This is a genomic window from Arenivirga flava, assembly GCF_030161575.1.
Taxonomy (GTDB): domain Bacteria; phylum Actinomycetota; class Actinomycetes; order Actinomycetales; family Microbacteriaceae; genus Arenivirga; species Arenivirga flava.
The window spans coordinates 1,012,621-1,025,779 of the sequence record NZ_BSUL01000001.1; the positions used below are offsets into that span (position 1 = coordinate 1,012,621).

At 72.8% G+C, this 13,159-nt stretch carries 9 protein-coding genes and 1 pseudogene; 5 read left to right on the forward strand and 5 right to left on the reverse strand.

What is annotated here, in order from left to right; genetic code table 11:
• Nucleotides 1-74: 74 nt before the first annotated feature.
• From infB to nusA, 3 genes and pseudogenes are all read right to left on the reverse strand, one after another.
• Nucleotides 75-2,827 (reverse strand): annotated as a pseudogene (gene infB, locus QQK26_RS04985) (translation initiation factor IF-2).
• Between the two features lie 76 nt (nucleotides 2,828-2,903).
• On the reverse strand, nucleotides 2,904-3,230 hold the full coding sequence (locus QQK26_RS04990; RefSeq protein ID WP_284230631.1) for a YlxR family protein: 327 nt from the start codon (nucleotides 3,228-3,230) through the stop codon (nucleotides 2,904-2,906).
• Nucleotides 3,227-4,216, reverse strand: a complete 990-nt coding sequence (gene nusA / locus QQK26_RS04995; RefSeq protein WP_284230633.1) for a transcription termination factor NusA — start codon at nucleotides 4,214-4,216, stop codon at nucleotides 3,227-3,229. Before nusA ends, QQK26_RS04990 begins: the two co-directional genes overlap by 4 nt.
• Nucleotides 4,217-4,321: 105 nt before the next feature.
• Here nusA and QQK26_RS05000 point away from each other — a divergent pair, with 105 nt between their 5' ends.
• Nucleotides 4,322-5,281, forward strand: a complete 960-nt coding sequence (locus QQK26_RS05000; RefSeq protein WP_284230635.1) for an asparaginase — start codon at nucleotides 4,322-4,324, stop codon at nucleotides 5,279-5,281.
• Here QQK26_RS05000 and QQK26_RS05005 read toward each other — a convergent pair.
• Complete coding sequence (locus QQK26_RS05005) at nucleotides 5,278-6,684, reverse strand: NtaA/DmoA family FMN-dependent monooxygenase (RefSeq protein ID WP_284230637.1); 1,407 nt, start codon at nucleotides 6,682-6,684, stop codon at nucleotides 5,278-5,280. The genes QQK26_RS05000 and QQK26_RS05005 overlap by 4 nt on opposite strands.
• The gene (locus QQK26_RS05010; protein WP_284230638.1) at nucleotides 6,681-7,916 is read right to left on the reverse strand and encodes an acyl-CoA dehydrogenase family protein; all 1,236 of its coding nucleotides are present in this window, start codon (nucleotides 7,914-7,916) and stop codon (nucleotides 6,681-6,683) included. The genes QQK26_RS05005 and QQK26_RS05010 overlap by 4 nt, the downstream gene beginning before the upstream one ends.
• A 164-nt stretch (nucleotides 7,917-8,080) precedes the next feature.
• Here QQK26_RS05010 and QQK26_RS05015 point away from each other — a divergent pair, with 164 nt between their 5' ends.
• Genes QQK26_RS05015 through QQK26_RS05030 form a run of 4 tightly spaced genes read left to right on the forward strand, consistent with a single transcriptional unit; the run spans nucleotide 8,081 to nucleotide 13,146 of the window.
• The gene (locus QQK26_RS05015; RefSeq protein WP_284230640.1) at nucleotides 8,081-9,703 is read left to right on the forward strand and encodes an ABC transporter substrate-binding protein; all 1,623 of its coding nucleotides are present in this window, start codon (nucleotides 8,081-8,083) and stop codon (nucleotides 9,701-9,703) included.
• A gap of 4 nt (nucleotides 9,704-9,707) precedes the next feature.
• On the forward strand, nucleotides 9,708-10,688 hold the full coding sequence (locus tag QQK26_RS05020; protein ID WP_284230642.1) for an ABC transporter permease: 981 nt from the start codon (nucleotides 9,708-9,710) through the stop codon (nucleotides 10,686-10,688).
• Nucleotides 10,685-11,533, forward strand: a complete 849-nt coding sequence (locus QQK26_RS05025) for an ABC transporter permease (protein WP_284230644.1) — start codon at nucleotides 10,685-10,687, stop codon at nucleotides 11,531-11,533. Before QQK26_RS05020 ends, QQK26_RS05025 begins: the two co-directional genes overlap by 4 nt.
• Entirely contained in the window at nucleotides 11,530-13,146 is a 1,617-nt protein-coding gene (locus QQK26_RS05030) for a dipeptide ABC transporter ATP-binding protein (protein WP_284230646.1), read from the forward strand. Before QQK26_RS05025 ends, QQK26_RS05030 begins: the two co-directional genes overlap by 4 nt.
• Nucleotides 13,147-13,159 lie beyond the last annotated feature (13 nt).

The following is a 13,159-nucleotide window of genomic DNA, read 5'->3' on the forward strand; positions in this document are numbered from 1 at the left end:
ACCTTTCGTTGTGTTCGTACGGATGCGGGAAGGGCCCCGCGAGCCGGAGCTCACGGGACCCTTCTCACCGGGGATCAGCCTCGCGGCTTCTCCTTCATCTCGGTCGTCTCGATCTCGTCGCCGACCTGGATGTCGTTGAACTTGCCGAGGCCGATACCGGCCTCGAAGTCCGTGCGCACCTCGGTGACGTCGTCCTTGAAACGGCGCAGCGACTCGATGGCGAGGTTGTCGCCGACCACGACGCCGTCGCGGATGACCCGCGCCTTGGCGTTGCGGGTGATCGTGCCCGAGCGGACGATGACACCGGCGATGTTGCCGAACTTGGAGCTGCGGAACACCTCGCGGATCTCCGCGACGCCCGACTGCACCTCCTCGAACTCCGGCTTGAGCATGCCCTTCAGCGAGCCCTCGATCTCGTCGATCGCCGCGTAGATCACCGAGTAGAAGCGCACATCGACGCCCTCTCGCTGAGCCGCCTGGCGGGCCTTGAGGTCGGGACGGACGTTGAAGCCCACGATGATCGCGTTGTCGATCGTCGCGAGGTTGACGTCGCTCTCGGTGATCGCACCGACGGCGCGGTGGATGATGCGCAGCTGCACGCTGTCGTCGACCTCGATCTTGAGGAGCGACTCCTCCAGCGCCTCGACGGCACCGGAGACGTCGCCCTTGAGGATGAGGTTGAGGGTCTCGACCTTGCCGTCCTCGAGCGCCTTCGTGAAGTCCTCGAGGCTGATGCGCTTGCGGCCCTTGGCGAGCAGCGCGTTGCGCTGCACGGCCTCGCGCTTCTCGGCGATCTGACGGGCGGTGCGGTCGTCCTCGGTGACCATGAAGGTGTCACCGGCACGGGGCACCGACGAGAGGCCGAGCACCTGGACGGGACGCGAGGGGTCCGCCTCGGTGACCGGGTCGCCGTTCTCGTCGAACATCGCGCGGACCTTGCCGTACGCGGTGCCCGCGACGATCGCGTCGCCGACCTCGAGCGTGCCCGACTGGATGAGCACGGTCGCCACGGCGCCGCGGCCCTTGTCGAGGTTCGCCTCGATGGCGACGCCTCGGGCGTCCTTGTCGGGGTTCGCGCGCAGGTCCAGACCGGCGTCGGCGGTGAGGAGCACCGCGTCGAGCAGGTCGTGGATGCCCAGGCCCGAGAGCGCCGAGACGTCGACGAACATCGTGTCGCCGCCGTACTCCTCGGCCACGAGGCCGTACTCGGTGAGCTGCTGGCGCACCTTGGCGGGGTTGGCCCCCTCCTTGTCGACCTTGTTCACCGCGACGACGATCGGCACGCCGGCGGCCTGGGCGTGGTTCAGCGCCTCGACCGTCTGGGGCATGATGCCGTCGTCCGCCGCGACCACGAGGATCGCCAGGTCGGTCACCTGCGCACCGCGGGCGCGCATGGCGGTGAACGCCTCGTGACCCGGGGTGTCGATGAAGGTGATCGCGCGGTCGATCTCCTCGTGGTCCGTCCAGATCTGGTACGCACCGATGTGCTGCGTGATGCCGCCGGCCTCGCCCGCGATGACGTTCGACTTGCGGATCGCGTCCAGCAGTCGGGTCTTTCCGTGGTCGACGTGGCCCATGACGGTCACGATCGGCGGACGCGCCTGCAGCAGCTCGTCGTCCTCGTCGGCGAGCTCCTGCTCGAGGTCGACGCCGAAGCCCTCGAGGAGCTCCTTGTCCTCGTCCTCGGGCGAGACGATCTCGATCTTGTAGCCGAGCTCCTCGCCGAGGATGCCGAACGTGGCGTCGTCGAGCGACTCGGTGGCCGTGGCCATCTCGCCGAGCTGGAACAGCACGGTGACGAGGTTGCCGGGGGCGACCGAGACGCCGGTCACGGCCTCGATCTTGTCGGCGAAGTCCGAGATCGACGCGCCGCGGCGCATGCGCAGCGGGGTGCTGCCGTTGCCGCGCGGGACGTTGACGCCGCCCAGCGACGGCGCATCCCGCATCTCGAATTCCTGCCGCTTCGTGCGCTTCGACTTGCGGCTCTTGCTCTTGCCGCCGCCGCGGCCGAAGGCACCAGCGGTGCCACCACCGGGGCCGCGACCGCGACCGCCGCCGCCGCCCGCGGGACGGGGGCCGCTGAAGCCGCCGGGACCACCGCCGGGGCGCTGGAAGCCGCCGCCGGCACCGCCGGGACGACCGGGGCCGCCGGGACGGCCGCCGCCGGCACCCGCGGGACGCGGGGCGCCGATGCGGGGCGAACCGGGACGGGGCGCCATCGGACGCGGGCCGGCCGCGCCACCCGGGCGCGGACCAGCCGCGCCGCCGGGACGGGGCATGCCCTGGTTCGACGCGAAGGGGTTGTTGCCGGGGCGCGGGGCACCCGGACGGGCCATGCCCTGCTGCGAGGCGAAGGGGTTGTTGCCCGGACGCGGCTGGCCGCCGGGGCGGGGAGCGCCCGGACGAGGCGCGCCGGAGCCGCCCTCGGCGGGCTTCTCGGCGCTCTTCGGCGCCTGCTGCGACGCGGAGGGCGCCTGCGGCTCGGCCTTGGGGGCCGGACGCGGACCGGGTGCCGCGGGACGCGACGAGGCGGCGGGTGCCGCCGGCTGCTCGGCCGCGGGGGCCGGGGCCTTCGGGCCGGGGGTCGGCGCCTGGCGCTGCGGAGCGGGGCGGGGGCCGCCCGGCTTCGCGGCACCGGCGGCCGGGGCACCGGCGGCGGGCGCGGAGCCCTGACCGGCGAAGGCGGCGCGCAGCTTGCGCGCCACGGGGGCTCGACGCTCGACGACGGGCCCTTGACGAACTCGCCCAGCTCCTTGAGCTTCTCGAGGGCGACCTTGCTTTCGATGCCGAGCTCTGCTGCGATCTCGTGCACGCGTGGTTTAGCCACAGTTCTCCTGTCTACGGGCCTGCGCCCGGACAGGGGCAGACCTCAAATGGTGCGGACGGTGCTCATTCCGAGCCGTTCATGAGTTGTCCATGAGCCGTTCTGCCTGTTCTCTGAGGGTGTTCGACGCGGGATCCGCTGCGGTCCTCAGCGCCCGGCCCAGGGCCCGGCGGGAGATCGCACGCTCCCAGCAATCGCGTGAGGGATGCAGCCACGCGCCCCGCCCCGGCAGGACGGCGCGTTCATCGAGAACGAGCCCTTCTGCCCCGGCGACGATCCGCACCAGGGCGGACCGCTCGGCACGCGCGCGACAACCGACGCACGTTCGTACAGGACCCAGCGTAGCACTCGGCTCGTCGCCGGCCCGCGCGGCGCGCTCCTCCGACGGCGAACGGCGACGGCTCACGACTCCATGACGGAGTCGGGCTGGATGTCGATCTTGGCACCGGTGAGCTTGGCGGCCAGACGCGCGTTCTGGCCCTCCTTGCCGATGGCGAGCGACAGCTGGTAGTCGGGCACGAGGGCGCGCACCGCCTTGGTGGCCGCGTCGATGACGAACGCGCTCGAGACCTTGGCGGGCGACAGCGCGCTGGCGACGAAGGTCGGCAGGTCCTCGGAGTAGTCGACGATGTCGATCTTCTCCTGGTTCAGCTCGGCGGTGACGGAGCGCACGCGCTGGCCCATCTCGCCGATGCAGGCGCCCTTCGCGTTCACGCCGGCCTGGGTGGCGCGCACGGCGATCTTCGTGCGGTGCCCGGCCTCGCGGGCGAGCGAGGCGATCTCGACGATGCCGCTGGCGATCTCCGGCACCTCGAGGGCGAAGAGCTTGCGCACGAGACCGGGGTGGGTGCGCGAGACGGTGATCTGCGGTCCCTTGGGCCCCTTGCCGACGGCGGTGACGTAGACGCGGATGCGGCGGCCGTGCTGGTACTCCTCGCCCGGCACCTGCTCCTCGGGCGGCATGATCGCCTCGACGGTGCCGAGGTCGATGTGGATCATCCGCGGGTTCGGCCCCTGCTGGATGACGCCGGCGACGATGTCGCCCTCCTTGCCGCGGAACTCGCCGAGCACCTTGTCGTCGCCGATGTCGCGCAGGCGCTGGTTGATGACCTGCTTGGCGGCGAAGGCGGCGATGCGCCCGAAGTCCTCGGGGGTCTCCACGGCCTCGCCAACGACCTCTCCCTCCTCGTCGCGCTCGGGCACGAAGAGGGTCACGTGACCGGTCTTGCGGTCGAGCTGCACGCGGGCCTCGGCGTCGGCGGCGGCGCCCAGCTCGCCGGCGTTGCGCACGTAGGCGGTGAGGATCGCCTGCTCGATGATCCGCACGAGCTCCTCGAACGGGATCTCCCGCTCGCGCTCCAGCAGTCGCAGCACGGCCAGATCGATGTCCATGGGGTCTCCTCTATTCAGCTCTCAGCCCGCCGTTGCTCGCGCGGGCACCGGACGATGCTAGCTCATCGTCGTCCGGCGACCCACCGCCGTCGCTAGCCTGGACGGGTGAGCGACGCCATCCCCCTCCGCCCCCTCTCCCCCGCCGGCTGCGTGCCGCTCGCCGTGGTCGAACGGTCCGGTCTCATCGAGTCGCAGCACCTCGGAGCGGCCGTGCTGGTCGACCCCGACGGCGCGGTGCTCGAAGCGCACGGCGACGTCGAGGCGCACGTGTACCCGCGCTCGACCCTCAAGCCGTTCCAGGCCACCGCGGCGCTGCGCAGCGGGCTCGGCCTCGTCGGAGAGCAGCTGGTGCTGTCCACGGCGAGCCACGCCGGCACGGAGCGGCACCAGGCCGTGGTGCGGACGATCCTCGACGGCGCCGGTCTCGACGCGTCGGCGCTGCGGTGCCCTCCCGCCTGGCCGGGCGATCGCGCCGCCCGGGCAGCCGCATCCGCTCCCTCTCGGCTGGCGATGAACTGCTCCGGCAAGCACGCCACCTTCCTCGCGGCCTGCGTGCGCGAGGGCTGGACGCTCGAGGACTACCTGGCGCCGGAGCACCCGCTGCAGGCGCGCATCCGCTCGGTCGTGGCGGAGCTGACCGGCGCCGAGCCGGCGCACTGGGGCGTCGACGGATGCGGCGCCCCCGTCGCCGCGATGGGCCTGCTGCAGCTGGCCCGCGGCCTGGCGGCGCTCGAGCGCTCGGGATCGCCGCTGCCGGCGGCGATCCGCGAGCACCCCTGGGCGATCGACGGCGAGGGCCAGGCGAACACCGCGGTGATCGAGCGCACCGGCGTGGTGGCCAAGCTCGGCGCGGAGGGCGTGCTCGTGCTGCTCACGCCGGAGGGGGCGGCCGTCGCGCTGAAGAGCCTGGACGGCTCGCACCGGGCCACCACGATCGCGGGCCTCGGGCTGCTGGCCCGCAACGGTCTCGTCGATGCGGAGGCGGCGGCGGATGCAGCGGCCGCGACCGCGGAGGCCGTCACCGGCGGCGACGAGGTCGTCGGCGGGCTGCGGCTGGCGCTCTAGACCGGCGCTCCGAACCGCAGCGGCTCGACCGGCACGTCCAGGTTGCGCCCGCCGCGGTAGCGCGCCGCGATGTGGTGCTCGGGCAACCGCGCCCGGCCCGCGCCGAAGAGCTGCTCGCGCAGCGTGAGACCGTCTCCGTCGCGGAGGCGGCCGCGACGCCGCAGCTCGGGCACGACGAGGTCGGCGAAGTCCCGCGCCGTGTCGAAGGAGTGGTACTGGCGCAGGTTGATGCCGTCGATGCCGTCCTCGTCGAGCCAGCGCTCGATCTCGTCGGCGACCACGGTGGGCGTACCGACGACGAAGTAGCGGCCCTCGCGGCCGCCGACGAGCTTGTCGAGCACCTCGCCGACCGTCCCGCCCGGCGGCAGCTGGAAGCGGCCGGTGATGGCCGGCTCGCCCCGCAGCACGACATCGATGGGCGTCTCGCGCGGGTACGCGGTGAGGTCGACCGGCAGGCTCGCGTGGGCGAGGATGCCGTCGATGCTCGTGCGGCGCCGGTACTCGCGCCACCGGTCCTGCGCCTCCTCCTCGGTGCGACCGACGACGACGCCGGCCTGCACGATGCAGCGCAGGTCGTCACCGGAGCGACCGTGCCGCACCGCGGCCTCGCGCATGCCGCGGGCGTTTCGGCGGAAATCCTCGGCGGTCCGTCCGCCCGTGAACACCACCTCGGCGTGCCGGCCGGCGAACTCGATACCCGCCGGCGAGCCGGTCGCCTGGAACAGCACGGGCGTGCGCTGCCGGCTCGGCGAGGCGAGGTGCGGACCGGCGACGCGGAAGTGCTCGCCGACGTGGTCGATGTACCGCACGCCCTCCGGGTCGCTGTAGACGCCGCGCTCGCGGTCGACCACGACCGCGTCATCGTCCCAAGAGCCCTCCCAGAGCTTGTAGACCACGTCGAGGAACTCGTCCGCGATCTCGTAGCGGCGGTCGTGCGGGATCTGGTCGTCGAGACCGAAGTTGCGCGCGGCGTTCTTCAGGTAGCTGGTGACGATGTTCCAGCCGACGCGCCCGTTCGTCAGGTGGTCCAAGGTGGACATCCTGCGCGCGAAGGCGAAGGGCGGCTCGTAGCTCGTCGAGAACGTGGCGCCGAAGCCGATCCGCTCGGTGACCGCGGCCATCGCCGGGATGACGAGCAGCGGGTCGTTGGACGGGATCTGCAGCCCCTCGCGGATCGCCGTCTCCGGTCCGCCGCGGAAGGTGTCGTAGGCCCCGACCACGTCGGCGAGGAACACGCCGGTGAAGCCGCCGTGCTCGAGGATCTGCGCGAGCTCGGTCCAGTAGGAGAGCTCGTTGAAGCGGTGCCGTTGGTTGCCCTCGAGCGGCCAGAGCCCGTGGGTGATGTGGCTCACCGTGTTCATCTCGAAGAGGTTGAGGATGAGCGGCTTCGGCTCCCCGGTCATCGCCCGGCGCCCTCCGCCGCCGCGGCGGGAGCGCCCGGCGGCCGCCACCCCGGCAGCTCCCCCAGCAGCTCCCACTGCCCGAGCGCGCGTCGACGCTGCACGATCGGGTTGTGCGAGGCGATCGTGCGCGCGTTGCGCCAGTGCCGATCGAGGGCGACCCGGTTGCTCACCGCGCTGGCGCCGCCCACCTCGAAGAGCTGCTCCGCAGCGTCGAGCACGAGCGGAGGCACGATCTGCTGCAGGCGGAACACGGCGAGCATGGCGTCGCGGAGCCGCTCCTCAGGCTCCCCCGCGCGCACCGCGGCGAGCGCCGCGTCGAGCTCCTGAGCTCCGGAGCGCACCAGCCGGGCCGCGGCGTCCGCCGCGGCGGAGAGCGAGCCGACCACCGACTGGACGAGCGGATCCTCGCGCGGCGACTGATCGAGCCCGAACGTCCGCTCGCGAGGCTGCACGAACGCGACGGTGTCCTGCAGCGCGCGGCGAGCGATGCCCGCGAGCACGGCGAGCAGCACGAGCTGCCAGACGGCGGCGAGCAGCCAGCCCCTCGCGGTCCCGACATCGTCCTGCCGGTGCACGTCGAGCGGGTCCACGACGGCGCCGTCGAAGACGGTGGTGCCGCTGCCCGTGAGCGGCTGCCCGAAACCGTCCCAGTCGTCGACGGATCGCACGCCGGCGGCGACCTCGACGAGCACGCCGACCCGCTCGTCGCCGTCCAGGGCGGAGAGCTGGATCCAGTCGGCGTAGATGCTGCCGGTCGTGTAGTACTTGGTCCCCTCGAGGAGGAGGCGGTCGCCGTCGCGGCGCAGGCGCGTCGTGATCTCGGCACGGAGGCTGCGCTCGGACTGCGCGTTGCCGATCAGGGCGCCGTGGGCGATGCGCTCGGCCCAACGTCGCCGGTGCTGGTCGCCGGGGCCGTCGAGCCCCTCGAGCAGCAGGGTCTCGACGACGCCGATGTGCCCGCGGAAGAGGTGGGCGAGGTTGGGGTCGGCCGTCGCGACGTCGATGAGGAGGTCGATGGTCTCCGACAGGGCCAGGCCCGGACCGCCGTGCTCGGCGGGCAGGCGCAGCCGCCCGAATCCCAGGTCGAGCAGGGCCCGCACGTCGTCGTGCAGCAGTTCGCGCTCCTGCTCGCGGCGCACCGTGTCGGCGGCGACCCGTTCGAGCAGCGGGGCGAGGGTCCGGCGGAGACCCTTCGCGTCGAGGGTGGTCGGCTGCGGCGCTGCGATCGTCATGCCCGCGACGGTACTGCCGGCTCGGCCCCCGATCGGGTGAGGCTGCGCCCGGTGTCGTTCCGTGACGCCCGGTGACCGGGGCGCGAGCGCATCGCGCTCGGTCCCACCAGCATCGGGGCCACGGAGGGCGAGCGACGCGCTCCGCACGATCGACAGGAGCGACCATGCCCATCCAGCCCCGCCGCCTGGCCGCGCCCCTCGCGGCGCTCGCCGTGACCGGATTGCTGACCTCGTGCGCCGCATCCGCCTCACCGGCCGGCGCGAGCGGGGAGCGCGAGGGCGGCGAACTCGTCTACCTCGATGCCGAGCTCACCTCCAACACGCAGCTGCAGACGAGCGGCACCTGGCAGGACAGCGCCTACGTGACGAACATCACCGACCGCCTGGTGTTCAAGGACCCGGAGACGGGCGAGCTGCAGCCGCACGTGGCCGAGGACTGGACGGTGAGCGAGGACGGCCTCGTCTACGAGTTCGCGATCCGCGAGGGGATCACCTACAGCGACGGCACCGATCTGGATGCGGCGAACGTGGAGCGCAACCTCGAGTGGCAGTCGCAGGGCGATCCCGAGCAGGGCATCCCCGCCAACAACTGGCTGCCGCCCATCGCCGACATCAGCTCGGGCGACGGCACGGTCACCGTCAAGCTCGAGCAGCCCTACGCGCCGCTGCTCGACGTGCTCTCCTTCTGGCGCACCTCCCTCGTCGCCGACGCGACGATCGACTCGACGATCGAGGAGCAGTCGCAGATCACCGGCATCATCGGCAGCGGCCCCTTCACGGTCGAGAGCGAGGTGTACGGCGAGGAGATCGTCTTCGCCAAGCGCGAGGGCTACGACTGGGCCCCGTCGAGCTGGGAGCACCAGGGCGAGGCGTTCCTCGACCGGGTCACCGTCATCCCCGTGACCGAGGACAGCGTGCGGCAGGGATCGCTGCGCTCGGGCGAGGCGGACCTCATCCGCTACGTGCTGCCCAGCGAGGAGCAGGGGCTCATCGACGCGGGCATCGAGGTGGTCGGGGTGCAGGGCACCGGCAACGCCAACGTGTGGGACGTGCGCCAGTCGGCGCCCTTCGTGGACGACGTGCGGGTGCGGCAGGCGCTGCAGGTCGGCATCGACCGCGAGCAGATCGTCGACGACCTCTACAGCGGCAACTGGCAGGCCGCCACGAGCACCGTCTCGCCCGGCACCTTCGGCTACGTCGACCTCGCCGAGTCGCTGCGGTTCGACCCCGAGCGCGCCGAGGCGCTGCTGGACGAGGCGGGCTTCACCGAGCGGGATGCCGACGGGTACCGCACCCGAGACGGCGAGCGGCTCAGCCTCACCACCTACGTCGACGTCTACGACTCGACGGCCAAGCCGCTCTTCCAGCTCATCCAGTGGCAGCTGCAGCGCCTCGGCATCGAGCTCGTCATCGAGGAGACGGACTACGCCAACTACAGCGCGGTCATCGCCGACCCGTCGATCGCGGTGCGCCGCAACGGCTGGCCGGAGGCCGACGCCTGGGTGCGGCAGAGCGTAAACTACTCCGTGGACGGCAGCAACCTGCTGAATCTGCCGGAGGACGACCGCGTGCTCGCCGACCTCTACGCGCAGCAGGCGGTGACGACGGATGCGGCTGAGCGCGCGCGCATCGTCGGCGAGATCCAGCGGGTGTCGGTGGAGCAGGCCTACCTGCTGCCGATCCTCGACGACAGCCAGGTGTTCGGCATCCAGCCGACCGTGCACGACCTGCGCTGGACCGCCGAGGCGCGCCCGTGGTTCTACGACGCCTGGACCGAGCGGAAGTAGCCGGATGCGCCTCCGTCCCGCCGCCGTGCTGCGCCGCCTGGGCCAGTCCGCCCTCGTCGTCGCCCTCACCTACGTGCTCGTCTACGCGGTGCTGTTCCTGCTGCCGGGCGATCCCATCCGCAGCCGCATCGACAACCCCCAGAACCCGATCCCCGAGGAGCAGGCCGAGGCGATCATCAACTACTACCGGCTGGATCTGCCGCCGCTGGAGCAGTTCTGGTTGAGCGTCACGCGGCTGCTGCAGGGCGACCTCGGCTACTCGCTGACCAACGGGCGCCGGGTCTCGGACCTCGTCGCCCAGGGCTTCGGCGAGACGGCGACCCTCGCGGGCGTCGCGCTGCTCGTCTCCGCTGCGCTCGCGCTGCTCATCGCGCTCGGGGCCGTCTTCGCACCGTGGGCCCGGTTGCGCGGCCTGTTCCGCACCCTGCCCGCGGTCGCGCTCGCGACGCCCGGGTTCCTCATCGGCCTGGTGCTGCTGCAGGTCTTCGCGTACCAGCTCGGCTGGTTCTCGTCGATCCGCGACGAGGGGGCCAGGTCGCTCATCCTGCCCGCCCTCACCCTGGGCATCGGCGCGAGCGCGCCCATCGCGCAGGTGCTCATCGAGGGCCTCGAGAGCGCCTGGCGGGAACCGTTCGCAACCGTGCTGCGCGCGGGCGGCTTCCCGCGCCGCTCGATCATCGGGCGTCACGTGCTGAAGAACGGCGCCATCCCCGCGGTCACCCTCCTCGGGCTCACCGTGGGCGAGCTGCTCGCCGGCAGCGTCATCGCCGAGACGATCTTCTCCCGCACCGGGCTCGGCTTCGTCACGGAGCAGGCCGTGCGGGCGCAGGACGGCCCGACCGTGCTCGCGGTGGTGATGGTCGTCTCCGTCGTGTTCACGCTCGTGAACCTCGCGACCGACCTCGTCTACCCCCTGATCGACCCTCGGATCGGCGGACCCCGGTCCGCGCGCATCCGCCCGCACCGCGAGGAGATCGCCGCATGAGCGCCGTCCTGCACCGCATCCGCTCCGCACCCCGCACGCGCCCCCGCCTCGGCGTCGTCGACGTGCTGGCCCTCGGGGTGCTCGCGCTCGTCGCCCTCGCGATCGTCGCCCCGGGTGTGCTCGCACCCGCCGACCCGCTCGAGGCGGTGCCCGGCGGCACGCTGCAGCCGCCCGGCAGCGCAGGGCTGTTCGGCACCGACTACCTGGGCCGCGATGTGCTCTCGCGGATCGTGCACGGCACGGGCCGCACGGTGCTGGCCTCGTCCATCGCGGTGGCCATCGGCCTCGGCGCCGGCAGCGCGCTCGGCCTGATCGCCGCCTACTTCGGCGGATGGGCGGATGCGGTCGTCAGCCGCGTCGTCGACGTGCTGCTCTCGATCCCCGGCTTGCTGCTCTCGATGGTCGTCGTCGTGGCGCTGGGGTTCGGCTCCACGAACGCCGCCATCGCGGTCGGCGTGGCGAGCATCGCCGCCTTCGCGCGGCTGATGCGCTCGGAGGTGCTGCGGGTGCGCGAGCTGGGCTTCGTCGAGTCGGCGCGGCACCTCGGCGTGCGGCCCTGGGCGGTGCTGCTGCGGCACGTGCTGCCCAACTCGGCGGCTCCCGTGCTGTCGATGACCGCCCTGCAGTTCGGCAACGCGATCCTCTGGATCGCCGCGCTGAGCTTCCTCGGCTACGGCGCACCGCCGCCGCTGCCCGAATGGGGTCTGCTCGTGTCGGAGGGCCGCGGCTACCTGTCGTCGTCCCCCTGGCTGACCCTGCTGCCCGGCCTCGTGATCGTCGCGACCGTCGTCGCGATCAGCCGGGTATCCGCCCTCATCGCCGAGACCCGGAGGACCAGGCCATGACCATCGCCCTCGATCGACCGACCGCCGCCACCCGGACCGCCGTCCTCGAGACGACCGGACTGCGGATCGGCTACACCGGTCGCGACCGCACTCGGCGCACCGTCGTGCAGGGCGCGGACCTGCGGCTCGAGGCGGGGCGCACCCTCGCGCTCGTCGGGCAGTCGGGTTCGGGCAAGAGCACCATCGCGGCGGCGCTCGCGGGGCTGCTGCCCGCGAACGGCACCGTCGAGTCGGGTGCCATCCGGCTCGACGGCGTCGACGCCACGGCCCTCGACGAGCGCGGCTGGCGCGCCCTGCGGGGCGGCGTCGTCGGCACGGTGCCGCAGGACCCGCTGAGCTCGCTCGACCCGCTCGAGCGGATCGGCACCCGCCTCGTGCGCACGCTCGCGCTGCACGCCGGCCTCCCCCGCGCCGCGCGCAGGGTGCGGGCGGTGGAGCTGCTGCGCGCGGTCGGCATCCGCGACGCCGAGGAGAGGCTGCGAGCCTTCCCTCACGAGCTCTCGGGCGGCCAGCTGCAGCGCGTGCTCATCGCCCTGGCGATCGCGGGGCGGCCACGGCTGCTCATCGCGGACGAGCCTACGAGCGCCCTCGACGTGACCGTGCAGCGCACCATCCTCGATCTCATCCGGAGCCTGCAGGAGCAGCTCGGACTGGCCGTGCTGCTCATCACCCACGATCTGGCACTCGCCGCCGAGCGGGCGGACGAGGTCGCGGTGCTGCACGACGGTCGCATCGTCGATCAGGGCCCCGCCCGGAGGGTGCTCGAGCAGCCGGAGGACGCCTACACGAGCACCCTCTTCGCCACCGCACCGGCGCTCTCCCCGGACCGCTACGGCGACCGGGAGCGCGCCCGCTCCGCCGAGGACGTGGTCGTGGTGCGCGACCTGGTCAAGCGCTTCGGCCGCGGGGCGCCCGCCGTGGACCGGGTGTCGCTCACCGTCACCCGCGGCGAGGTGCACGCGCTCGTCGGCGAGTCCGGCTCCGGCAAGACCACGGTGGCCCGCGCGGTCGCCGGGCTCACGGCCTTCGAGGGCTCGATCGCGGTCGAGGGCACGGCGCTCGCCGCCGATCCGCCCCGCAGCAACCCGCATCCGCGGCTGCTGCAGCTCGTCTCGCAGAACCCGCTCGCCGCACTCGATCCGCGGTTCACCGTGCGGCGCGCCGTCGAGGAGCCGCTGCGGGTGCACGGCGGCGGCAACCGTGCGCAGCGACGCGAGCGGGCGGAGGCGGTGCTCGACGAGGTCGCACTGCCCGACTCCCTGCGCGAGCGGCGCCCGCACGAGCTCTCCGGCGGCCAGCGCCAGCGGGTCGCGATCGCCCGCGCCCTGGCACTCGCACCGCGGGTGCTGCTGCTCGACGAGCCGACGAGCGCCCTCGACGTGGTCGTGCAGGCGCAGATCATCGACCTGCTCATGGGCCTGCGCGAACGCGAGTGCCTCAGCTACCTCGTGATCACCCACGACCTGAGCCTGGTGCGGCAGATCGCCGACCGGGTCACGGTGCTCGAGCACGGCAGGGTCGTGGAGAGCGGACCGGTGCGCGGGCTCTTCGCGGCACCGGCCGAGGAGTACACCCGTCGGCTCATCGCGGCGATCCCGCGCGGGCTCGGCTGAGCGAGCGGGCGGC